The sequence below is a fragment of the Pseudomonas sp. UBA6315 genome (genome assembly GCF_002438125.1).
GTDB classification, from domain to species: domain Bacteria; phylum Pseudomonadota; class Gammaproteobacteria; order Pseudomonadales; family Pseudomonadaceae; genus Aquipseudomonas; species Aquipseudomonas faucium.
In genome coordinates this window covers 842-21,752 of sequence record NZ_DJTF01000141.1, presented here as the reverse complement: position 1 = coordinate 21,752, position 20,911 = coordinate 842, and the positions used below count along the sequence as shown (strand labels likewise).

Below are 20,911 nucleotides of genomic sequence, written 5' to 3'. Positions count from 1 at the left end.
ACTGGGTCAGCACCATGTGGGAGGGCTCGCTGACCTTCGAGACACCGATGCTATTCGCCATCGCCTTCGTCATCCTGTTCACCATCGGCGGCTTCTCCGGGCTGATGCTGGCCATCGCCCCGGCCGACTTCCAGTACCACGACACCTACTTCGTGGTGGCGCACTTCCACTACGTGCTGGTGCCGGGTGCGATTTTCGGCATCTTCGCCTCGGCCTACTTCTGGCTGCCGAAATGGACCGGCCACATGTACGACGAAACCCTCGGCAAGCTGCACTTCTGGCTGTCGTTCATCGGCATGAACATGGCCTTCTTCCCCATGCATTTCGTTGGCCTTGCCGGCATGCCGCGGCGCATCCCCGACTACAACCTGCAGTTCGCCGACTTCAACATGGTGTCGTCGATCGGCGCGTTCATCTTCGGCGCCACCCAGGTCTTCTTCCTGTTCATCGTCATCAAGTGCATCCGCGGTGGCGCGCCGGCCCCGGCCAAGCCCTGGGATGGCGCCGAGGGCCTGGAGTGGTCGATCCCTTCGCCTGCGCCCTACCACACCTTCCAGACACCGCCGGAAGTGAAATAGGTAACCGCCCATGAACGGCCAACCGCTCAAACGCCTGGTGCTGCGCCTGCTGATGCTGACCGTGGTGATGTTCGCCTTCGGCTTCGCCCTGGTGCCGATCTACAACGTGATGTGCAAGGCCTTCGGCATCAACGGCAAGACCGGCGGGCAGTACGAGGGCAGCCAGGTCAGCGACACCACGCGTTCGGTGCGGGTGCAGTTCATGTCCACCAACGCCAGCGACATGGTCTGGGACTTCTACTCCACCGCCGACCAGCTGGAGGTCAACCCGGGCGCGGTCAACCAGATGATCTTCGTTGCCCACAACCCGACCAACCGGCCCATGAGCGCCCAGGCGATCCCCAGCATCACCCCGGCCGAGGCGGCGGCGTATTTCCACAAGACCGAGTGCTTCTGCTTTACCCAGCAGGTGCTGCAGCCGGGTGAGCGCATCGAAATGCCGGTGCGCTTCATCGTCGACCGCGACCTGCCGGCCAGCGTGAAGCACCTGACCCTGGCCTACACCTTGTTCGACATCACCGCTCGCCACCCGCCGGTCGCCCACAACGCGGCCCAGGGCGTCCAAAGCGCCCGTTAAGGGAAGGAGAACAGCAATGGCAAGTCATGAGCACTACTATGTTCCGGCGCAGAGCAAGTGGCCGATCATCGCCACCATCGGCATGTTCATCACGGTGTTCGGCCTGGGCACCTGGTTCAATGACCTCAAGGCCGGCCACCCCGACTCCCACGGGCCGCTGATCTTCTTCGTCGGCGCGCTGTTCCTGGCCTACATGCTGTTCGGCTGGTTCGGCTCGGTGGTCAGGGAAAGCCGCGCGGGGCTCTACAGCCCGCAGCTGGACCGCTCGTTCCGCTGGGGCATGAGCTGGTTCATCTTCTCCGAGGTGATGTTCTTCATGGCCTTTTTCGGCGCGCTGTTCTACGTGCGCGTGCTGGCCGGGCCCTGGCTCGGCGGCGAGGGGGCCAAGGGCGTTGCGCACATGCTCTGGCCCAGCTTCGAATTCACCTGGCCGCTGCTGCACACCCCGGACCCCAAGCTGTTCCCGCCGCCCAAGGAAGTCATCAACCCCTGGCACCTGCCGCTGATCAACACCATCTTGCTGGTCAGCTCGAGCGTGACCATCACCATCGCCCACCACGCCCTGCGGCGTGACCATCGTGGGGCGCTGAAGCTGTGGATGGCGCTGACCATCCTGCTGGGCATCAGCTTCATCACCTTGCAGGCCTACGAATACCACGAGGCCTACACAAAGCTGGGGCTGACCCTGGGTTCGGGGATCTACGGCGCGACGTTCTTCATGCTCACGGGCTTCCACGGTGCCCACGTGACCTTGGGCACGATCATCCTGATCGTCATGTTCGTGCGCATCCTGCGCGGGCATTTCAACCCGGAGAAACACTTCGGCTTCGAAGCCGCCAGCTGGTACTGGCACTTCGTCGACGTGGTGTGGGTGGGGTTGTTCATCTTTGTGTATGTGCTTTAGGCCCCTATCGCCGGCAAGCCGGCTCCTACACCTGTGGGAGCCGGCTTGCCGGCGATAGGTTCGCAACAGATTCAGAAGGGTGCATGGGATACCAGCTGGCCACTGATGAAGCCATACGCCACCAGGCCAATGGTCAGGCTGGCCAGGGTGACACGCACGGTCAGGGCCTTGAGCAGGCGGGTGGAGTTTTCATCGTCCTTGACCAGAAACACCAAGCCACTGAACAGGCTGGCAACCGTGGCCAACAGCATCAGGACAATCGCGGCCTTGAGCATGGCGTCAACTCCGGGGGGATGCAGTGATGACTACAAGTATAGCGATTGACCTGGCGAGCCTGCGATGAGGCCCTTTCGCCCAGGCTGGATACCGACCCTGGTGGTGCTCGCGCTGCTGCCGGGGCTGATTGCGCTGGGCTGCTGGCAACTCGGCCGCGCCGATGAAAAGCGCGCGCTGCTCGACACCTACGCCCAGCGCAGTGCCGACGCGCCGCTGGCCACCGCCATGCTGCAGCAGAACGACGACACGGCCTTCCGCCGGGTCCATCTGTACGGGCGTTTCGATGCCGAGCACAGCCTGCTGCTGGACAACCGCATGCGCGATGGCCAGGCCGGCGTCGAGCTGCTGCAACCCTTCCACGATCAGCCCAGCGGCCTGTGGCTGCTGGTCAATCGCGGCTGGCTGGCATGGCCCGACCGCCGCGTGCCGGTGCATTTCGACACCCCGGCCCAGGCGCTGGCCCTGGATGCCTCGGTGTACGTGGAGCCCGGCCATACCTTCCAGCTGCGCCCGGACCCGGAGGGCGGCCAGTGGCCGCACCTGCTGACGGCCATCCACCCTGAGCAGCTGTGGCAGCAGCTGGACCGCGAAGGTTTTGCCCATGAACTGCGCCTTGAGCCTGGCCCGGCCAGCTACCGCCTGGACTGGCCGGTGGTTGCCCTGGGCCCGGAAAAGCACCTGGGCTATGCCGTGCAGTGGTTTGCCCTGGCCACGGCGCTGGTGCTGCTCTACCTCTACTTCGGCTGGCACAACAGGAAAAAGGAGAACAACCATGGCCGCCGCCACCACTCCACTGGACCCGCCTGAACGTCGCAAACCCACAGCCCGCGGGCGTTTGCAGCTGATTTTGATTCTCCTGGTGGTGCTTGGCCCGATGATCCTGGCCACCAGCATGTACAAGCTCAAATTCTGGGTGCCGGACGGGCGCAGCTACCACGGCGCGATGATCGGCAACGGCCAGAGCCGGGCCGACATCGGCATCGCCGGCGAGGATGCGCGCTGGCAATTGCTGGTCAGCGCACCTGCCGGGTGCGCCGCGGACTGCCAGCAACTGGTGTACCTGGCCCGGCAGATCCAGGTCGGCCTGGGCCGCGATGCCAGCCGGGCCAGTCATGCCCTGGCCGCTGCCCAGCCATTGAGCGCGGACTACCAGGCGCTGCTGGGGCGTGAATACCCGCAGCTGCAGCGTTACCCGCTGGACGCCCAGCGTTATGCACAGAAAGTCGCCGAGCCCGGCCCGCAGCTGTGGATCGTCGACCCCCACGGCAACCTGGTGCTGCGCTATGACGCCAAGGTCAACGGCAAGCATGTGCTGGACGACCTGCGCCACCTGCTCAAGCTGTCCAACATCGGCTAGGAGCCTGCCATGGCCAGACCTGGATTTCGCCTTGCTGTGTTCGCCACCCTGCTGGCCTTGCTGGTCGTCATGCTCGGGGCCTACACCCGCCTGACCCACGCCGGCCTCGGCTGCCCGGACTGGCCAGGTTGCTACGGCTTCATCAGCGTGCCCAAGACCGACGCCCAGCTGGCCCACGCCGAGCTGAACTTCCCCGAGCACCCGGTGGAAGCCGCCAAGGGCTGGGCCGAGATGGTGCACCGCTATTTCGCCGGCACGCTGGCCGTGGTGATCGCCCTGCTGGCCTTCCAGGCGCTGCGCCGGCATGCCCGGGAGGGGCAACCCTATCGCCTGCCGGTGCTGTTGCTGGGGGTGGTACTGGCCCAGGCGGCCTTCGGCATGTGGACAGTGACGCTGAAGCTGTGGCCGCAGGTGGTCACCGCGCACCTGCTTGGCGGCTTCACCACCCTGAGCTTGCTGTTCCTGTTGTCCCTGCGTCTATCCCGGGCCTTTGCGCCCTTGCCGAAACTGCCCCTGAGCCTGCGCCGCATCGCTGCCCTGGCCCTGTTGGTGGTGATCGGCCAGATCGCCCTGGGCGGCTGGGTCAGCGCCAACTACGCAGCGGTCGCCTGTATCGACCTGCCCACCTGCCATGGCCAGTGGTGGCCGGCGGCAGACTTCAGCAACGGCTTCCACCTGACCCAGCACGTGGGCCCCAACTACCTGGGCGGGCAACTGGACAGCGATGCACGCACCGCCATCCATATCAGCCACCGCCTGGGCGCGCTGATGGTCACCGCGGTGCTGCTGATGCTCAGCTGGAAGCTGTACCGCTGCGGCCTGCCGGGCCTGTCGCGGCTGGTGCTGGGCGCCTTGGCGCTGCAGATCGGGCTGGGCATCAGCAACGTGCTGCTGCACCTGCCGCTGGCGGTGGCCGTGGCGCACAACGCCGGCGGCGCGTTGCTGCTGCTGAGCATGGTGCTGGTCAACTACCGCATCCGCGTGGTCGACAAGGTGCGCGTCGGCGTCGGCCAGGGTTGGCGCCTGCGGCCGGTTGCTGGCGTGGCCGTCTCCCAACACATGAGGAATGGCTCGTGGCGACGCTTCTGAGTGCCCGGCGTGCCGGCTGGCGCGACTACCTGGAACTGACCAAGCCCAAGGTCGTGGTGCTGATGCTGATCACCTCGCTGGTGGGCATGCTGCTCGCCACCCACGCGGGGGTGAGCTGGAACGTGCTGCTGTTCGGCAACCTGGGCATCGGCCTGTGCGCGGGCGGCGCGGCGGTGGTCAACCATGTGGTGGACCGGCGTATCGACGCGCTGATGGCGCGCACCCACAAACGCCCGCTGGCCGAGGGCCGGGTGGAGCCGCTGCCGGCGCTGCTGTTCGCCCTGGCCCTGGCGCTGCTGGGCATGACCCTGCTGCTGGTGTTCACCAATGCCCTCACCGCCTGGCTCACCCTGGCCTCGCTGCTCGGCTATGCGGTGCTCTACACCGGCTTTCTCAAGCGCGCCACGCCGCAGAACATCGTCATCGGCGGCCTGGCCGGGGCCGCCCCGCCGCTGCTCGGCTGGGTGGCGGTGAGCGGCCACATCAGCGCCGAGCCGTTGCTGCTGGTGCTGATCATCTTCGCCTGGACGCCCCCGCACTTCTGGGCCCTGGCCATCCACCGCAAGGCGGAGTACGCCAAGGCCGATATCCCGATGCTGCCGGTGACCCACGGCGAGCGCTACACCAAGCTGCATATCCTGCTCTACAGCCTGATTCTGCTGGCCGTGACGCTGCTGCCCTATGCCATCCACATGAGCGGCCCGCTGTACCTGGCCTGCGCCCTCGCCCTGGGCCTGCGCTTCCTGCAATGGGCCTGGGTGTTGTACCGTGGCAGCCGGCCGCACGCGGCGATCGGCACCTTCAAGTACTCTATCGGCTACCTGTTCGCGCTGTTCATCGCGTTGCTCGTTGACCACTACTTGTTGCTGAGCTTATGACCCGAACCCAGAAAACCGTCTTCATCCTCGTTGCCGTGGTCGCCTTGATCATGGGCCTGACCGTCAACAAGGTGCTCAATGGCCGCAACCAGCCCAACCCTGCCGAGCTGATCGACGCCGGCATCATCCTGCTGCCGCAAAGCCGCACGGTGGCGGATGTGACCATGACCAACCAGGACGGCCAGCCGGTGAAGCTGGACGACCTCAAGGGCAAATGGTCGCTGCTGTTCTTCGGCTACACCTACTGCCCGGACATCTGCCCCACCACCCTGGCGCAGCTGCGCCAAGTGAAGAGCGAGCTGCCCAAGGAAGCCGTGGACCGGTTGCAGGTGGTGCTGGTGAGCGTGGACCCGAACCGCGATACGCCCAACCAGCTCAAGCAGTACCTGGGCTACTTCGACAAGGATTTCGTGGGGGTGGCGGGGTCGATCGAGGATACCCAGAAGCTCGCCAATGCCTTGAGCATTCCGTTCATTCCGGCCGATACCAGCAAGCCTGGGTATACCGTGGATCACAGCGGCAACCTGGCCGTCGTGGGGCCGGATGGGCGCCAGCGCGGCTTCATTCGTGCGCCGTTCAACAACCAGAAGCTGGTGGCGCAGTTGCCGGGGCTGGTCAAGCGCGATTGATGCAAGCCGCAAAAAGCGTCGCCGGCAAGCCGGCTCCCATACGTGCCTGTGGGAGCCGGCTTGCCGGCGATGGGCGCAACGAAATGCTAAGCCTTAGAACGCCGGTACCACAGCGCCCTTGTACTTCTCGGTGATGAACTGCTTCACCTCAGGCGAGTGCAGCGCTGCTGCCAGTTTCTTCATGTCTTCGGAGTCCTTGTTGTCCGGGCGGGCAACCAGGATGTTGACGTAAGGCGAGTCGCTGCCTTCGATGGCCAGCGCGTCCTGCTCCGGGTTCAGCTTGGCTTCCAGCGCGTAGTTGGTGTTGATCAGGGCGATATCGACCTGGGTCAGCACGCGCGGGATGGTGGCTGCTTCCAGCTCGCGGAACTTCACGTTCTTCGGGTTCTGGGCAACGTCCTTCACGGTCGACAGGATGTTGCTGTTGTCCTTGAGCTTGATCACCCCGGCCTTGTCCAGCAGCAGCAGGGCGCGGCCGCCGTTGGTGGCGTCGTTGGGGATGACCACGGTGGCGCCGGACGGCAGCTCGTCGAGCTTCTTGATCTTGGACGAGTACACGCCCAGCGGCTCGATGTGCACGCCGGTCACGCTGACCAGGTGGGTGCCCTTGGCCTTGTTGAACTCATCCAGGTACGGCTGGTGCTGGAAGAAGTTGGCGTCCAGGCGCTTTTCGGCCACTTGCACGTTCGGCTGGATGTAGTCGGTGAATTCCTTCACCTTCAGGTTCACACCCTCTTTTTCCAGCTGGGGTTTGACGAAGTTGAGGATCTCGGCGTGCGGCACCGGGGTGGCGGCGACGGTCAGGTCACCGGCATGGACCGAGAAGGCCGCGACAGCGGCAGCAACAGCAAGCAGCTTCTTCATGAATCACTCCTTGTGAGGGCCGCGACGGCCCCCGAACGGGTCGGCCGGGCCGACCCCATTGGGGTTACTTACGGGAAAAATGCACCACCAGTTTGTCGCCCACGCTCTGCAGGACTTGAACCAGCACCAGCAACAGCACCACGGTGACCACCATGACGTCGGTCTGGAAGCGCTGGTAGCCGAAGCGGATGGCCAGGTCGCCCAGGCCGCCGGCGCCGACCACGCCGGCCATGGCGGTGTACGACACCAGGGTGATGGCGGTGACGGTGATGGCGGCGAAGATGCCCGGGCGGGCCTCTGGCAGCAGTGCGTTGGTGATGATCTGGCGGGTGGTGGCGCCCATCGACTGGGTGGCCTCGATGATGCCGCGGTCCACTTCACGCAGGGCGGTTTCCACCAGGCGCGCGAAGAACGGCGTGGCGCCCACCACCAGCGGCGGGATGGCACCGGCCACGCCCAGCGAGGTGCCGGTGATCAGCACGGTGATCGGGATCATCACGATCAACAGGATGATGAACGGCAGCGAGCGCAGAATGTTGACCACCAGCGACAGCAGCGCGTACACGCCCTTTTGCTCGAACATCTGGCGCGGCCCGCAGAGGAACAGCAGCACGCCCAGCGGCAGGCCCAGCAGCACGGTGAAGAACAGCGAGCCGAACAGCATGATCATGGTGTCGATGGTCGCCAGCCAGATTTCGGCCCAGTCGACGTTGGCAAAGAAATTCAGGGCGTCCATCAACGCAGTACCTCCATATGTACGTCAGCTGCCTTGAAGCGGTCGAACGCCGCTTCCATGTCGCCGCCAGTCACGGCCAGGGTCAGCTGCCCATAGGGCACATCCTTGATGCGGTCGATACGCCCGGCGAGGATGCTGTAGTCCACGCCGGTTTCGCGGGCCACGGTGCCCAGCAGCGGCGCGTAGGTGGCGTCGCCCTGGAAGGTCAGGCGGATGATGCGCCCTGGCACGTGGGCGAAGTCGTCACGCTGCTCGCCTTCGTCGACCTGTTCGTCTTCCTGGACGAAACGCTTGGTGGTCGGGTGCTGCGGGTGCAGGAACACCTCGGCCACCGAGCCTTGCTCGACGATCTGCCCGGCATCCATCACCGCCACGCGGTCGCAGACCCGGCGGATCACGTCCATCTCGTGGGTGATCAGCACGATGGTCAGCTTCAGCTCGCGGTTGATCTCGGCCAGCAATTGCAGCACCGAGGCCGTGGTCTGTGGGTCGAGGGCGCTGGTGGCCTCGTCGCACAGCAGGATCTTGGGGTTGGTGGACAGGGCGCGGGCGATGCCGACGCGCTGCTTCTGGCCGCCAGACAACTGCGCCGGGTACTTCTTGGCGTGGTCCTGCAGGCCGACACGCGCCAGCAGCTCGCTGACACGCTTGTCGATTGCGCTGCGCGACAGCTCGCCGGCGAGGGTCAGTGGCAGGGCCACGTTGTCGGCCACGGTCTTGGACGCCAGCAGGTTGAAGTGCTGGAAGATCATGCCCACCTGCTGGCGGAAGCCGCGCAGCTGGTTGGCGTTGAACGCGGTGACGTCTTCGCCGTCGACGATGATCTTGCCGCCGGAAGGCTCTTCCAGGCGGTTGATCAGGCGCAGCAGGGTGCTCTTGCCGGCGCCGGAATGGCCGATCAGGCCGAACACCTGGCCGTCTTCGATGGCCAGGCTGGTCGGGTTCAGGGCGGGGATTTCCCTACCGGCGACGCGGTAGGTCTTGTGTACATGTTGGAACTCGATCACGTAGCGAACCTTGTGGGGCGCATGGAATTTGGGGTCAGCGGTTAGCTGGGGTGGCGCATTTTAGCCTTTTCCCATAGTTGTTCTTAGCATTTATTTCGTAACGGACCAATCCATCGGGCATAACACGACAACTGGTAATCCCGATTGAACGCTCGGCAAAGCCCTCCAGTCACTACTTGAACAAGCCCGACCAAGGGCACGCCTGATGACTGACGAGGAGAGCCGACCATGCCCAGCAAGAAAACGGACGCGCCCAAGCACAGCGAGGCCGCCGGCACCCAGACCCCCGACCGGGCCAATACCAACGCCAAGCTGCAGAGCCTGGAGGCATTTCGCAGCGATGCCACCGGCCAGGCGCTGCGCACCAACCAGGGGGTGAAGGTCGCCGACAACCAGAACAGCCTGAAGGCCGGAGCGCGCGGGCCATCGCTGCTCGAAGACTTCATCATGCGCGAGAAGATTACCCACTTCGACCACGAGCGCATCCCCGAACGCATTGTCCACGCCCGCGGCACCGGGGCCCATGGCTACTTCCAGAGCTACGGCAACCATGCCGAGCTGACCAAGGCCGGTTTCCTGCAGGACCCGGAGAAAATCACCCCGGTGTTCGTGCGCTTTTCCACCGTGCAGGGGCCGCGCGGCTCGGGTGACACGGTGCGCGATGTGCGCGGTTTTGCCGTGAAGTTCTACACCGATGAGGGCAATTTCGACCTGGTGGGCAACAACATGCCGGTGTTCTTCATCCAGGATGCGATCAAGTTCCCCGACTTCGTGCATGCGGTCAAACCCGAGCCGCACAACGAGATGCCCACCGGCGGCTCGGCCCACGACACCTTCTGGGACTTCGTCTCGCTGGTGCCGGAATCGGCGCACATGGTCATCTGGGCCATGTCCGACCGCGCCATCCCGCGCAGCCTGCGGATGATGGAGGGCTTTGGCGTGCACACCTTCCGCCTGATCAACGCCCAAGGCGTGGCCAGCTTCGTCAAGTTCCACTGGAAGCCGCGCCAGGGCGTGCATTCGGTGCTCTGGGACGAAGCCCAGAAGCTGGCCGGCAAGGACACCGACTACCACCGCCGCGACCTGTGGGACGCGATCGAGACCGGCGACTACCCGGAATGGGAGCTGGGCGTGCAGATCGTGCCGGAGGCCGACGAGCACAAGTTCGACTTCGACCTGCTCGACCCCACCAAGCTCATCCCCGAAGAGCTGGTGCCGGTGACGCCGCTGGGCAAGATGGTGCTCAACCGCAACCCGGACAACTTCTTCGCCGAAACCGAGCAGGTGGCCTTCTGCCCCGGGCATATCGTGCCGGGCATCGATTTCAGCAACGACCCGCTGCTGCAGGGCCGGCTGTTCTCCTACACCGATACCCAGATCAGCCGCCTGGGCGGGCCGAACTTCCATGAAATCCCGATCAACCGGCCGGTGGCGCCCAACCACAGCAGCCAGCGCGATGCCATGCACCGCATGACCATCGACAAGGGCCGCGCGTCATACGAGCCCAATTCGATCGATGGCGGCTGGCCGAAAGAAACCCCACCCGCGGCGCAGGATGGCGGCTTCGAGAGCTACCAGGAGCGCATCGAGGCGCACAAGATTCGCCAGCGCAGCGAGTCGTTCGGCGACCACTTCTCCCAGGCGCGGCTGTTCTTCCAGAGCATGAGCCCGACCGAGCAGCAGCACATCATCAAGGCCTACAGCTTCGAGCTGGGCAAGGTGGAGCGCGAAGCAATCCGGGCTCGGCAGGTGAACGAGATCCTGGCCAACATCGACCTGAAGCTGGCGGCGGCGGTGGCGGCCAACCTGGGGCTACCGGCGCCCAAGCAGGGCACGGTCCAGGTAAAAGGCAGCAAACCCTCGCAGTCCAAGGCTTTGAGCCAGATGAACCACCCCGGCGACGTGGGCATCAAGGGGCGCAAGATTGCCGTGCTGGTGGCCGATGGCGTCGATGCAGCCAGTGTCGACAGGCTGGTCAAGGCGCTCGAGGCCCAGAGCGCGCGGCCGATGCTGCTGGGGCCTACTTCGGCGCCTGTGAAGATGGCCGATGGCAAGCCGCTGAAAGTGGATGCCTCGATCGAAGGGATGCCTTCGGTGATGTTCGACGGGATCGTCGTCGCGGGCGGCAAGGCCTCGATCGATGCGTTGAGCGCCAGCGGCGTGGCCAAGCATTTCCTGCTCGAGGGCTACAAGCACCTGAAGGCGATCATGCTGGCCAAGGATGCCAAGGCATTGCTCGGCAGCCTGGGGCTCAAGGAAGACAAGGGGTTGCTGCTGGGGGATGAGCAGAAGACCGTGGATGCCTTCGTCAAAGCAGTGGAAGGGCATCGGGTGTGGGAGCGGGAGGCGGCTGCAGAGGGTGTGCCTGCCTGATCGGCGGCGCCTTCATCGCCGGCAAGCCGGCTCCCACCGGGCTAACCACAGGTCTAGAGGGCCTGTGGAGCTCTCTGTGGGAGCCGGCTTGCCGGCGATGAGGCCCTGAAACTTCACCGCTGATGCGGGACCAATACCACCTGAGCCGGCATCTTGCGCTGAATCTCATGCTTCTGCTTGAGCTTGAAGCCACTGTCGATCTTGTGCACCCGCTTCTCCAGCAGGTTCTTCAGCCACGGCGCGTCCTCGGTGCGCGGCACCTGGAACACCACCTCGCACTGGTAATTCACCACATCCTTGGCAATTTCATCGAGCTGGCGGCGCATGGCGGCGATGTCGGTGGTCTTCAGCGCGATCACCGTGCTCGGCGCCGTCGGGTCGATCACCCGTGCCTGGGGCTTGGCCTCGGCAGCCTTCAAGGCCGCCTCGGCTTTCTCCAGCTCGGCCTTGCGGGCCTGGCCAACGGCGTCGCCACCGGTGACTGCCGGGGCCTGCGGCATCAGCGCACGGGCACGCGCCAGCGCGGTTGCGGCGGCGTTGACATCACCCTTTTGCAGCACGATCTGGCTGCGCTTGAGGTAGGCCTCGGCCAACTGGCGCTGGTATTGCTCCAGGCGCGCGTCATTCGGCGACTGGGCCTGCAAGGCAGCCAGCTGGTCTTCGGCGGTGGCCAGCTCATTGCTGGCGATATTCTGCTGCAGCTGCTGCCAGGCATCGGCTTGGGCAGGTGCACTGGCCTGCTCCACCGGCGCACTGGAACACGCGGCCAGGAACAGGGAAAACGCGGCAACAAGCAGATAACGGGATGCGAACGGCTTCATTCCTGCGACTCTCTATTTGCGCAAAAAGCGAGCAAGTCTACACCCAGGTGCGCACGCTCGAAAACAGGTCTTACAGACCCTTTACCCGCGAAAAGGTTGCAGGGCACGCCGATGCGCACCCCGCTTTTCAGCGTTTTGGCAGGGCCAGGCTCAGCAAGAATAGCACTGCCGCGCAGACCACGATCGACGGGCCGGCCGGGGTGTCCTTGAACCAGGACATGGCCAGGCCCCCGCAAACCGCGCTCACGCCCAGCAGGCTGGCACCCAGTGCCATCTGCTCGGGCGAGCGGGCGTGACGCTGCGCCGCAGCGGCCGGGATGATCAGCAGCGAGGTGATCAGCAGCACGCCGACGATCTTCATGGCCACGGCGATCACCACGGCAATCAGTAGCATCAATGCCATGCGCAGGGCGGCCACTGGCAGGCCTTCGACCATGGCCAGCTCTTCGTGCACGGTGATTGCCAGCAGCGGCCGCCACAGCGCGGCCAGCAACAGCAGCACCAGGGCGCTGCCGCCGAGGATCCAGCCCAGGTCGCCAGGGCTGATCGCCAGCAGGTCGCCGAACAGGTAGGCCATCAGGTCGATGCGCACGTCCTTCATGAAGCTCAGCACCACCAGGCCCAGCGACAGGGTGCTGGGCGCGAGGATGCCGAGCAGCGTGTCCGAGGCCAGTGGCTGGCGCTGCTGCAAGGTCACCAGGAGGATGGCCAGCAACAGGCAGCCGACGGTGACCGCCAGCGCCGGGCTGACATCCAGCACGAAGCCCAGGGCCACGCCCAGCAGCGCGGCGTGGGACAGGGTGTCGCCAAAATAGGCCATGCGCCGCCACACCACGAAGGAGCCCAGCGGGCCCGCCACCAGCGCCAGGGAAAGGCCTGCAAGCAAGGCGTAGAGAAGAAAATCAGCCATGCTTGCAGTGCTCTCCGTGAACATGGGCGCCAGGGGCGACGACCGAGCCGTGCAGGTCGTGGCTGTGGTCGTGATGGTGGTGATAGATGGCCAGGCTCGGGGCGTTCTGGCCGAACAGCTCGACGAAGGCCGGGTCGTTGCTGACCTGCTCGGGGTGGCCCGAGCAGCACACATGGCGGTTGAGGCACACCACCTGGTCGGTGGCGCTCATCACCAGGTGCAGGTCGTGCGAGACCATCAGCACGCCGCAGCCGTGGCGGTCGCGCAGGCGGGTGATGAGGTTGTACAGCTCGGTCTGGCCGACCACGTCGACGCCCTGCACGGGCTCGTCCAGCACCAGCAACTGCGGTTCGCGCAGCAGCGCCCGGGCCAGCAGCACACGCTGCATCTCGCCGCCGGAAATGGTCTGGATCGGGTTGTCGATCACCTGCTCGGCCCCCACTTCCTGCAGCGCCGACAAGGCTGCCGCGCGGTCTACGCCGGGCACCAGGCGCAGAAAGCGCAGCACCGAGAGCGGCAGGGTCGGGTCTACCTGAATCTTCTGCGGCATGTAGCCGATGCGCAGCTTCGGCTTGCGCCACACGCTGCCGCGGTGCGGTTTGAGCAGCCCGAGCACGGCACGCACCAGGGTGGTCTTGCCGGCGCCGTTGGGGCCGATCAGGGTCACGATCTGGCCGGGTGCGACTGCCAGGTCGATGCTGTCGAGCACCGCCTCGCCGCCAAAGGTGACGCCGACCTGCTCGAGGCGGATCAGGGCGTCGCTCATGCCGCGCTCCGGCAGTTGCCGCACAGGCCGACGATTTCCACCGTCTGGGTCTCGACCGTGAAGCCCACGCCCTTGGCGCTGGCGACGATGGCATCGCTGATGCTGTCCTGCTCCAGCTCGATGGCCACGTGGCACACGCGGCAGATCAGGAACTGGCCATGGTGGGCGTGCTCCGGGTGGCTGCAGCCGATGAAGGCGTTGAGCGAGGCGATGCGGTGCACCAGGCCGTTTTCCAGGAGGAAGTCGAGGGCGCGGTACACCGTAGGCGGCGCGGCGCGGCGGCCATCCTGCTCGCTGAGCACGGCGAGAATGTCGTAGGCGCCCAGCGGCTTGTGGCTCTGCCACACCAGTTCCAGCACGCGGCGGCGCAGCGCGGTCAGGCGCAGGCCCTGGCGGGCGCACAAGGCGTCGGCTTCGGCCAGGGCGCTGTGCACGCAATGGGAGTGATCGTGGGGACGGTGAGCCAGCGGCGTGATGGACATGGGCAGCGACGGTTCTGGATGGAGACGTTATTATGTTACCTGTTTCTGACGAGTCGAGTATTCATCGTGTCCCGATTCCTTGTGCTTTTTGTCGCATTCATCGCCTGCTCGGCCCAGGCCGACGTGCGCGTGCTGACCAGTATCAAACCGTTGCAGCAGATCGCCGCCGCGGTGCAGGACGGTGTCGGCAGCCCTGACGTGCTGCTGCCGCCGGGCGCCTCGCCGCACCACTATGCGCTGCGCCCCTCCGATGTGCGCAAGGTGGGCGATGCCGACCTGCTGTACTGGATCGGCCCCGACATGGAGAACTTCCTGCCGCGGGTGCTGGGCAGCCGCAGCAAGCCAACGGTCGCCGTGCAGGCGTTGCCTGGCCTGCAGCTGCGCCATTTCGGCGAGGACAGCCATTCCCACGAGGCGGACGAGCATGACCACGACCACCGCCCGGGCAGCCTGGATGCGCACCTGTGGCTGTCGTCGCTCAACGCGCGGGTGATCGCGGCGAAGATGGCGGCGGACCTGGCGGCGGCCGACCCGGCCAACGCGGCGCGTTACCAGAGCAACTTGAAGGCCTTCACCGAGCGCCTCGATGGCCTGGATGCGCGCATCAAGGCGCGAGTGGCGGGTATCGCCGACAAGCCTTATTTCGTGTTCCACGAAGCGTTCGACTACTTCGAGTCTGCCTATGGCCTGAAGCACACCGGTGTGTTCAGCGTGGCGGCGGAAGTGCAGCCTGGCGCGCAGCACGTGGCGGCCATGCGCAAGCGCCTGCAGGAAGTGGGCAAGACCTGTGTGTTCAGTGAGCCGCCACTGCGTCCGCGCTTGGCCGAGACGCTGACGGCCGGGTTGCCGGTGCGTTTGGCGGAGCTGGATGCCCTGGGTGGTACCGACCCGGTGGATGCCAAGGGCTATGAGCGCTTGCTGGAAAAACTGGGCAGCGATTTGGCGGGGTGCCTGGAGCAGTTGTGATGGCTGGGCTGGCCCTATCGCCGGCAAGCCGGTTCCCACAGGTACTGCACCGTCATTGCGGGCGGTGATCAACCTGTGGGAGCCGGCTTGCCGGCGATAGGGCCGCTACGCTCAGAGCGCGATCGGCAGCTTCAAGGCCACCTGCTGACGCTGCGCCAGGCGCACCTCGAACTCGCTCGGGTCATGGATCATCACATCCATCCCGGCAAACGATTCCGCGGCAATCAGGCGCGACAGCCAGAAGCGCACACAGCCTACCCGCAACATTTCCGGCCACAGCTCGGCCTCGGCTGCCGTGAACGGCCGCAGCGCCGCGTAGGCCGCCAGCAGCGCCTGGGCGCGTGGCAGGTCGATCGCGCCCTGCTCATCCAGGCACCAGTCGTTCACGGTGATGGCGATGTCATACAGCATCGGGCCCGAGCAGGCGTTGTAGAAGTCGATCACACCGGTCAGGTGGGTGCCCTCGAACATCACGTTGTCGCGGAACAGGTCGGCATGCAGGTTGGCCCGCGGCAGGGCCAGGATCTGCGCCTTGTGCGCGGTGATTTCAGCCAGCGCCGGCTGCAGCAGCGCCACCTGTTCGGCGCTCAGGCGCGGCATCAGCTCGGCGCCGGATGCCAGCATCCAGTCCAGGCCACGGTCGGTCTTGCGTTCGATGACGTGGTCGCGGGTGGCCAGGTGGATGTGCGCCAGCAGCTCGCCAACCTGGGCGCAGTGCTGGTTGTTCGGCGCCTTGATGTGCTTGCCCGACAGCCGCGGCTGCAGCAGGGCCGGCTTGCCGCACAGCTCGCGCAGGCCGTTGCCGTCGCGGTCGCGGATGGCATAGGGCACCGGCATGTCGGCGCCGTGCAGGGTGTCGAGCAGCTCGATGAAGAACGGCATGTCCTCGCTGGGGCCGCGTTCGATCAGCGTCAGGACGAACTCCCCCTGTTCGAGGCTGACGAAGAAGTTGCTGTTTTCGGTGCCGGCGGCAATGCCCTGGAAGTCGAGCAGACGGCCCAGCTCGTAAGGCGCCAGAAAGGTTTCCAGCTCAGGCCGGGTCACGGGGGTGAAGACTGACATGATGAAAAAATGCCCATACGGGCACTTCCGCCGGGAAGTGCCGGGTTGATGTGAACGATACGCGTCAGATTACCACTCGAAGATCTTCCAGGACGGGATCAGCATGTCCGGCTGGTCGGAACGAATGAAATTGCCATCAGAGCCATCGGCGCGTACCAGAAAATAAGGCTTGCCGTTTTTCGGCGTGATCTTGATCGCATACAGGAAGCCGTTCTGCCGGTATTCCTGGATGGTTTTGTCGCCTTCCGTGCGAATGGTCACCTCGGGATCTGCCGAGGGGGCGTCGTCCGCCGCCAGGGTGACGACTGGCATGGTTACCAACAGGCCGAGCAGTAACAGGCGATTGAGTGTACGCATGATAACCTTGTCCCTTTGTCGTCATTGATCCGGCTATTCTAGCTCCGGACCCGCCGAAAAGGTTGATTCTGCTCATGAGCCAAGCGCCCCTCGTCCTGGTGGACGGTTCCTCCTACCTTTATCGCGCCTTCCACGCGCTGCCGCCGCTGACCACCTCCAAGGGCATGCCTACCGGCGCGGTCAAGGGTGTGCTGAACATGCTCAAGAGCTTGCGCAAACAGTACCCCGACAGCCTGTTCGCCGTGGTGTTCGACGCCAAGGGCGGCACCTTCCGCGACGCCATGTTCGCCGAATACAAAGCCAACCGCCCGAGCATGCCCGACGACTTGCGGGTCCAGGTCGAGCCGCTGCACGCCAGCGTCAAGGCGCTGGGCTACCCGCTGCTGTGCGTCGAGGGCGTGGAGGCGGACGACGTGATCGGCACCCTGGCGCGCAGCAGCGCAGCCATGGGCCGGCCGGTGATCATCTCGACCGGCGACAAGGACATGGCGCAGCTGGTGGACGGCCACGTGACCCTGGTCAACACCATGACCGGCAGCGTGCTGGACGTTGCCGGCGTGCACGAAAAATTCGGCGTGGGCCCGGAGCACATCATCGATTTCCTCGCCCTGATGGGCGACAAGGTCGACAACATCCCAGGCGTGCCTGGCGTGGGCGAGAAGACCGCGGTCGGCCTGCTGACCGGTATCGGCGGCGGCCTCAGCGACCTCTACGCCAACCTCGACAAGGTGCCGACGCTGGCCATCCGGGGTGCCAAGACCCTGCCCGCCAAGCTGCAGGAACACCGCGATGCGGCGTTCTTGTCCTACGAACTGGCAACCATCAAGGTCGATGTGCCGCTGGATATCGAAGTGGACGCGCTGGTGTGCGGCGAGCCGGACCGCGAGGCCCTGCTGGCGCTGTACACCGAAATGGAGTTCAAGAGCTGGATCGCCGACGTGCAGCGCGACGCGGCCAGGGCCGGCGATGAGATCGCCCCGGCCGAGGAACCGGCCGCCAAGGTCGAGCCCAAGTACGAGACCATTCTCGACCAGGCCCGCTTCGACGCCTGGCTGGAGAAACTGCGCCAGGCGCCGCTGTTCGCCTTCGACACCGAAACCACCAGCCTCGATGCACAACAGGCGCAGCTGGTCGGCCTGTCGTTCGCGGTCGATGCCCATGAAGCCGCCTACGTGCCGCTGGGCCACGACTATGAGGGCGCGCCTGCCCAGCTGGACCGCGAGGCCGTGCTGCTGGCGTTGAAACCGCTGCTGGAAGACCCGGCCAAGGCCAAGGTCGGGCAGAACGCCAAGTACGACATCAACATCCTGGCCAATGGCAGCCCGGCCATCGAGATGCGCGGCGTGGCCTACGACACCATGCTCGAGTCCTACGTGCTCAACTCCACCGCCACCCGCCACGACATGGACAGCCTGGCGCAGAAGTACCTCGACCACACCACCATCGCCTTCGAGGACATCGCCGGCAAGGGCGCCAAGCAGCTGACCTTCAACCAGATCGACCTGGAAAAGGCCGGCCCCTACGCCGCCGAAGACGCCGACATCACCCTGCGCCTGCACCAGGCCCTGCAGGCGCGCCTGGCCAAGACGCCGAGCGTGCAGCCGGTGCTGATGGACATCGAGATGCCGCTGGTGCCGGTGCTGGCCAAGATCGAGCGCCAGGGCGCGCTGGTCGATGCCGCGCTGCTGCAGGTGCAAAGTGGCGAGCTGGGGGTGAAGATGGCCGAGCTGGAGCGCCGCGCCTTCGAGCTGGCCGGCGAGGAATTCAACCTGGGTTCGCCCAAGCAGCTGGGCTCGATCCTCTACGACAAGCTGGGCATGCCGGTGCTGAGCAAGACCGCCAAGGGCCAGCCATCGACCGCCGAAGCAGTGCTCGACGAGCTGGCCGAACAAGGCTACCCGCTGCCTGAAGTGCTGATGCAGTACCGCAGCCTGAGCAAGCTCAAGAGCACCTACACCGACAAGCTGCCGGGGCAGATCAACCCCCGCACCGGGCGTATCCACACCTCGTACCAGCAGGCCGTGGCCGCCACCGGGCGGCTGTCGTCCAGCGACCCGAACCTGCAGAACATCCCGATCCGCACCGCCGAAGGCCGGCGCATTCGCCAGGCCTTCGTCGCCAGCCCGGGCTACAAGCTGCTGGCGGCGGACTATTCGCAGATCGAGCTGCGCATCATGGCCCACCTGGCCAAGGATGAGGGCCTGCTGCACGCCTTCCGCAACGACCTGGACGTGCACCGCGCCACGGCGGCGGAAGTGTTCGGCGTCGCCCTGGAGGCGGTGACCACCGACCAGCGGCGCAGCGCCAAGGCCATCAACTTCGGCCTGATCTACGGCATGAGCGCGTTTGGCCTGGCCAAGCAGATCGGCGTGGATCGCAAGCAGTCCCAGGACTACATCGACCGCTACTTCGCCCGCTACCCGGGCGTGCTGGCCTACATGGAGCGCACCCGCGCCCAGGCCGCCGAGCAAGGTTTCGTCGAAACCCTGTTCGGCCGGCGCCTGTACCTGCCCGATATCAATGCCAAGAACCCGGCCCTGCGCAAAGGCGCCGAGCGCACGGCGATCAACGCGCCGATGCAGGGCACGGCGGCCGACATCATCAAGCGGGCGATGGTCAACGTCGACAACTGGCTCGGCCAGAGCGGCCTGGATGCGCGCGTGATCCTGCAGGTGCACGATGAACTGGTGCTGGAAGTGCGTGAGGAATTGGTCGAGCAGGTCAAAGATGAAATTCGCGGGCACATGAGCCGAGCGGCGCAACTGGATGTTCCGCTGCTGGTCGAAGTGGGTATTGGCGCGAATTGGGACGAAGCTCACTGATTGAGCCGGGAAAGCTGTGTAGGATCTGCGACGTAGTGACGCGGATCCTGGCATGGCTCGATGCCATTAGTTCGGAGGCTTCATGAAACTATCGCAAATAGTTTTGAGGGCTTCGGAACTAAAGTGGTGAAGCGCCACTCAGAGTAACTGAACGGCTGGTGAAGCCTTTCGATGCTCCTATGTTGTGTTAAGTGTTGGCAGATACCCGGGCCCCGCCCTAGCGGTCCGGACTTGAACCCCGAACTTCCCCCTCCCCATACGAAGTCCGGGGTTTTTTTTGCCCGGAATTTATCGGTGGGTGCTGGTGGCCCTAGCGCCGGCAAGCCGGCTCCCACAGGGTTACCACGACACTCAAGGCTTGTGGGGCATCTGTGGGAGCCGGCTTGCCGGCGATCAAACCACCCAGGTTCAGGCCGCTGGCTTGTCTTCCAGCTCCATCCAGTCCGCCAGCACCTTGTAGGCCTCTTCCAGGCCCAGGCGCTTGGGTGCCGAGAACAGCTGGATGGTCACGCCATCGCCCCAGCCCTTGCGAATTTCCGACTGCACCTTGAGCAGGGTGTTCTTGCCGGCGCCGTGGGTCAGCTTGTCGGCCTTGGTCAGCAGGATGTGCATCGGCATGCCGCTGGCCTTGGCCCAGTCGAGCATCATCTTGTCGAAGTCGGTCATCGGATGGCGCACGTCCATCATCAGGATCACGCCGCGCAGGCACTCGCGGCTGCCCAGGTAGGCTTCCAGGTGACGCTGCCAGTGCTGCTTGAGCGGAATCGGGACTTTTGCATATCCGTAGCCCGGCAGGTCGACCAAACGCCGTTCATCGTCCAGACTGAAGAAATTCAACAGCTGGGTGCGCCCTGGAGTTTTCGAGGTACGCGCCAGGCTGGCATGAGTCAGGGTATTGAGGGCGCTGGATTTGCCGGCGTTGGAACGGCCGGCGAAAGCCACCTCGTAACCCTGGTCGTCCGGGCATTGTTCGACCTTGGCAGCGCTGAGGGCGAATTTGGCTTTCTGGCAGAGGCCGAGGATGGGGTTCTTGACTTGCATGGGATTTCCGATGTGGGTGTTGCCAAAGCCTAGGCCGGCAAGCGGTGTCGTTTCCGTTTGGATGGCGGAAGTATATAATGCCCCAGTTTTTGTGTGCTCATTCTCCCAGCGAAGGAGAACGGGCATGGGGTGTCGAACAATAGCTCGCGCATCAGAACGCAGCGCGTCCCCCAACCCTGTCAGGTCGTTTCGCATGGCGAAATGGCTGCTAGCTGTCGGTATGTTCCTGCCGTTTTTCAGCGCACAGGCTACACAGGATCCCGAGGCGTTGTACAACCGCACATGTGCGGCCTGTCACGCCGGGCAGTTGCCACAGGCACCCAAGCGGGGTGACCGGGCAGCATGGGAGCCAAGGCTGGCGAAAGGCATGGAGGTACTTCAGGCGCATGTTACACAGGGTTTCAAGGCTATGCCGC

At 65.0% G+C, this 20,911-nt stretch carries 23 protein-coding genes; 12 read left to right on the top strand and 11 right to left on the bottom strand.

The window, feature by feature from the left end; all coding sequences use genetic code 11:
- The 3 genes from B3E94_RS16800 to B3E94_RS16790 form a co-directional block, all read left to right on the top strand.
- Nucleotides 1-578: cbb3-type cytochrome c oxidase subunit I (locus B3E94_RS16800; protein ID WP_286914397.1), on the top strand; the 578-nt coding region annotated here is incomplete at its 5' end.
- A gap of 10 nt (nucleotides 579-588) precedes the next feature.
- Nucleotides 589-1,155, top strand: a complete 567-nt coding sequence (locus B3E94_RS16795; RefSeq protein WP_286914396.1) for a cytochrome c oxidase assembly protein — start codon at nucleotides 589-591, stop codon at nucleotides 1,153-1,155.
- A gap of 16 nt (nucleotides 1,156-1,171) precedes the next feature.
- The gene (locus B3E94_RS16790; protein ID WP_176511697.1) at nucleotides 1,172-2,059 is read left to right on the top strand and encodes a cytochrome c oxidase subunit 3; all 888 of its coding nucleotides are present in this window, start codon (nucleotides 1,172-1,174) and stop codon (nucleotides 2,057-2,059) included.
- A 71-nt stretch (nucleotides 2,060-2,130) separates the two neighbouring features.
- Here the strand turns inward: B3E94_RS16790 and B3E94_RS16785 are convergent, their stop codons facing one another.
- Entirely contained in the window at nucleotides 2,131-2,334 is a 204-nt protein-coding gene (locus B3E94_RS16785; protein ID WP_016394254.1) for a twin transmembrane helix small protein, read from the bottom strand.
- A gap of 64 nt (nucleotides 2,335-2,398) precedes the next feature.
- On the opposite strand from B3E94_RS16785, the gene B3E94_RS16780 reads away from it, so the two are divergent.
- From B3E94_RS16780 to B3E94_RS16760, 5 genes are read left to right on the top strand one after another with little or no spacing between them, the layout of a single operon-like run.
- Nucleotides 2,399-3,142 carry an SURF1 family protein gene (locus tag B3E94_RS16780; RefSeq protein WP_176511696.1) on the top strand — a complete coding sequence of 248 codons (744 nt, stop codon included), beginning with the start codon at nucleotides 2,399-2,401 and terminating at the stop codon, nucleotides 3,140-3,142.
- Nucleotides 3,108-3,692: a hypothetical protein gene (locus B3E94_RS16775; protein ID WP_286914395.1), complete on the top strand. Its 585-nt coding sequence runs from the start codon at nucleotides 3,108-3,110 to the stop codon at nucleotides 3,690-3,692. The genes B3E94_RS16780 and B3E94_RS16775 overlap by 35 nt, the downstream gene beginning before the upstream one ends.
- A 9-nt stretch (nucleotides 3,693-3,701) precedes the next feature.
- Nucleotides 3,702-4,781: a COX15/CtaA family protein gene (locus B3E94_RS16770; protein WP_286914394.1), complete on the top strand. Its 1,080-nt coding sequence runs from the start codon at nucleotides 3,702-3,704 to the stop codon at nucleotides 4,779-4,781.
- A complete protein-coding gene (gene cyoE / locus B3E94_RS16765; RefSeq protein ID WP_286914392.1) occupies nucleotides 4,766-5,659 on the top strand; it encodes a heme o synthase in 894 nt (297 codons plus the stop codon). The genes B3E94_RS16770 and cyoE overlap by 16 nt, the downstream gene beginning before the upstream one ends.
- The gene (locus B3E94_RS16760; protein ID WP_236193428.1) at nucleotides 5,656-6,288 is read left to right on the top strand and encodes an SCO family protein; all 633 of its coding nucleotides are present in this window, start codon (nucleotides 5,656-5,658) and stop codon (nucleotides 6,286-6,288) included. Before cyoE ends, B3E94_RS16760 begins: the two co-directional genes overlap by 4 nt.
- Before the next feature lie 93 nt (nucleotides 6,289-6,381).
- Here B3E94_RS16760 and B3E94_RS16755 read toward each other — a convergent pair whose 3' ends face one another.
- From B3E94_RS16755 to B3E94_RS16745, 3 genes are all read right to left on the bottom strand, one after another.
- Nucleotides 6,382-7,152 (bottom strand): MetQ/NlpA family ABC transporter substrate-binding protein, encoded by a 771-nt coding sequence (locus B3E94_RS16755; RefSeq protein WP_176515963.1) that lies wholly within the window; start codon nucleotides 7,150-7,152, stop codon nucleotides 6,382-6,384.
- A gap of 64 nt (nucleotides 7,153-7,216) precedes the next feature.
- A complete protein-coding gene (locus tag B3E94_RS16750; RefSeq protein WP_176515961.1) occupies nucleotides 7,217-7,888 on the bottom strand; it encodes a methionine ABC transporter permease in 672 nt (223 codons plus the stop codon).
- Entirely contained in the window at nucleotides 7,888-8,895 is a 1,008-nt protein-coding gene (locus B3E94_RS16745) for a methionine ABC transporter ATP-binding protein (RefSeq protein WP_176515959.1), read from the bottom strand. The genes B3E94_RS16750 and B3E94_RS16745 overlap by 1 nt, the downstream gene beginning before the upstream one ends.
- A gap of 228 nt (nucleotides 8,896-9,123) precedes the next feature.
- Here B3E94_RS16745 and katE point away from each other — a divergent pair, with 228 nt between their 5' ends.
- The gene (gene katE / locus B3E94_RS16740) at nucleotides 9,124-11,268 is read left to right on the top strand and encodes a catalase HPII (protein WP_286914389.1); all 2,145 of its coding nucleotides are present in this window, start codon (nucleotides 9,124-9,126) and stop codon (nucleotides 11,266-11,268) included.
- Nucleotides 11,269-11,381: 113 nt separating this feature from the next.
- Here the strand turns inward: katE and B3E94_RS16735 are convergent, their stop codons facing one another.
- From B3E94_RS16735 to zur, 4 genes are all read right to left on the bottom strand, one after another.
- Nucleotides 11,382-12,089, bottom strand: a complete 708-nt coding sequence (locus B3E94_RS16735) for a PA5502 family lipoprotein (RefSeq protein WP_176515954.1) — start codon at nucleotides 12,087-12,089, stop codon at nucleotides 11,382-11,384.
- Nucleotides 12,090-12,216: 127 nt separating this feature from the next.
- Entirely contained in the window at nucleotides 12,217-12,999 is a 783-nt protein-coding gene (gene znuB / locus B3E94_RS16730; RefSeq protein ID WP_286914387.1) for a zinc ABC transporter permease subunit ZnuB, read from the bottom strand.
- Nucleotides 12,992-13,765: a zinc ABC transporter ATP-binding protein ZnuC gene (znuC, locus tag B3E94_RS16725; RefSeq protein ID WP_176515949.1), complete on the bottom strand. Its 774-nt coding sequence runs from the start codon at nucleotides 13,763-13,765 to the stop codon at nucleotides 12,992-12,994. The genes znuB and znuC overlap by 8 nt, the downstream gene beginning before the upstream one ends.
- Complete coding sequence (gene zur / locus B3E94_RS16720) at nucleotides 13,762-14,247, bottom strand: zinc uptake transcriptional repressor Zur (RefSeq protein ID WP_236236232.1); 486 nt, start codon at nucleotides 14,245-14,247, stop codon at nucleotides 13,762-13,764. The genes znuC and zur overlap by 4 nt, the downstream gene beginning before the upstream one ends.
- Nucleotides 14,248-14,265: 18 nt before the next feature.
- Between zur and B3E94_RS16715 the strand changes: the two genes are divergently transcribed.
- Complete coding sequence (locus tag B3E94_RS16715; RefSeq protein WP_286914386.1) at nucleotides 14,266-15,213, top strand: zinc ABC transporter substrate-binding protein; 948 nt, start codon at nucleotides 14,266-14,268, stop codon at nucleotides 15,211-15,213.
- 111 nt (nucleotides 15,214-15,324) lie between these two features.
- Here B3E94_RS16715 and B3E94_RS16710 read toward each other — a convergent pair whose 3' ends face one another.
- Together B3E94_RS16710 and B3E94_RS16705 are read right to left on the bottom strand one after the other, a co-directional pair.
- Nucleotides 15,325-16,275 (bottom strand): homoserine kinase, encoded by a 951-nt coding sequence (locus B3E94_RS16710; RefSeq protein ID WP_176515943.1) that lies wholly within the window; start codon nucleotides 16,273-16,275, stop codon nucleotides 15,325-15,327.
- A gap of 69 nt (nucleotides 16,276-16,344) precedes the next feature.
- A complete protein-coding gene (locus tag B3E94_RS16705) occupies nucleotides 16,345-16,632 on the bottom strand; it encodes a DUF2782 domain-containing protein (protein ID WP_286914385.1) in 288 nt (95 codons plus the stop codon).
- A 74-nt stretch (nucleotides 16,633-16,706) separates the two neighbouring features.
- Here B3E94_RS16705 and polA point away from each other — a divergent pair, with 74 nt between their 5' ends.
- Nucleotides 16,707-19,454 carry a DNA polymerase I gene (polA, locus tag B3E94_RS16700; RefSeq protein WP_286914384.1) on the top strand — a complete coding sequence of 916 codons (2,748 nt, stop codon included), beginning with the start codon at nucleotides 16,707-16,709 and terminating at the stop codon, nucleotides 19,452-19,454.
- Nucleotides 19,455-19,862: 408 nt separating this feature from the next.
- Here polA and yihA read toward each other — a convergent pair whose 3' ends face one another.
- Complete coding sequence (gene yihA, locus B3E94_RS16695) at nucleotides 19,863-20,495, bottom strand: ribosome biogenesis GTP-binding protein YihA/YsxC (RefSeq protein ID WP_286914383.1); 633 nt, start codon at nucleotides 20,493-20,495, stop codon at nucleotides 19,863-19,865.
- A 193-nt stretch (nucleotides 20,496-20,688) separates the two neighbouring features.
- Here yihA and B3E94_RS16690 point away from each other — a divergent pair.
- The coding region (locus B3E94_RS16690) for a c-type cytochrome (protein ID WP_286914382.1) at nucleotides 20,689-20,911 on the top strand (223 nt) is incomplete at its 3' end.

Excerpts from the sequence above, each read along its gene's own strand:
- B3E94_RS16710 (WP_176515943.1), bottom strand. The coding sequence starts at position 16,275 with ATGTCAGTCTTCACCCCCGTGACCCGGCCTGAGCTGGAAACCTTTCTG.
- yihA (WP_286914383.1), bottom strand. The coding sequence starts at position 20,495 with ATGCAAGTCAAGAACCCCATCCTCGGCCTCTGCCAGAAAGCCAAATTC.
- polA (WP_286914384.1), top strand. The coding sequence starts at position 16,707 with ATGAGCCAAGCGCCCCTCGTCCTGGTGGACGGTTCCTCCTACCTTTAT.
- B3E94_RS16735 (WP_176515954.1), bottom strand. The coding sequence starts at position 12,089 with ATGAAGCCGTTCGCATCCCGTTATCTGCTTGTTGCCGCGTTTTCCCTG.
- B3E94_RS16770 (WP_286914394.1), top strand. The coding sequence starts at position 3,702 with ATGGCCAGACCTGGATTTCGCCTTGCTGTGTTCGCCACCCTGCTGGCC.
- B3E94_RS16775 (WP_286914395.1), top strand. The coding sequence starts at position 3,108 with ATGGCCGCCGCCACCACTCCACTGGACCCGCCTGAACGTCGCAAACCC.
- B3E94_RS16705 (WP_286914385.1), bottom strand. The coding sequence starts at position 16,632 with ATGCGTACACTCAATCGCCTGTTACTGCTCGGCCTGTTGGTAACCATG.
- B3E94_RS16780 (WP_176511696.1), top strand. The coding sequence starts at position 2,399 with ATGAGGCCCTTTCGCCCAGGCTGGATACCGACCCTGGTGGTGCTCGCG.
- B3E94_RS16785 (WP_016394254.1), bottom strand. The coding sequence starts at position 2,334 with ATGCTCAAGGCCGCGATTGTCCTGATGCTGTTGGCCACGGTTGCCAGC.
- znuB (WP_286914387.1), bottom strand. The coding sequence starts at position 12,999 with ATGGCTGATTTTCTTCTCTACGCCTTGCTTGCAGGCCTTTCCCTGGCG.
- zur (WP_236236232.1), bottom strand. The coding sequence starts at position 14,247 with ATGTCCATCACGCCGCTGGCTCACCGTCCCCACGATCACTCCCATTGC.
- B3E94_RS16755 (WP_176515963.1), bottom strand. The coding sequence starts at position 7,152 with ATGAAGAAGCTGCTTGCTGTTGCTGCCGCTGTCGCGGCCTTCTCGGTC.
- znuC (WP_176515949.1), bottom strand. The coding sequence starts at position 13,765 with ATGAGCGACGCCCTGATCCGCCTCGAGCAGGTCGGCGTCACCTTTGGC.
- B3E94_RS16750 (WP_176515961.1), bottom strand. The coding sequence starts at position 7,888 with ATGGACGCCCTGAATTTCTTTGCCAACGTCGACTGGGCCGAAATCTGG.
- B3E94_RS16715 (WP_286914386.1), top strand. The coding sequence starts at position 14,266 with ATGGAGACGTTATTATGTTACCTGTTTCTGACGAGTCGAGTATTCATC.
- B3E94_RS16760 (WP_236193428.1), top strand. The coding sequence starts at position 5,656 with ATGACCCGAACCCAGAAAACCGTCTTCATCCTCGTTGCCGTGGTCGCC.
- B3E94_RS16790 (WP_176511697.1), top strand. The coding sequence starts at position 1,172 with ATGGCAAGTCATGAGCACTACTATGTTCCGGCGCAGAGCAAGTGGCCG.
- katE (WP_286914389.1), top strand. The coding sequence starts at position 9,124 with ATGCCCAGCAAGAAAACGGACGCGCCCAAGCACAGCGAGGCCGCCGGC.
- B3E94_RS16795 (WP_286914396.1), top strand. The coding sequence starts at position 589 with ATGAACGGCCAACCGCTCAAACGCCTGGTGCTGCGCCTGCTGATGCTG.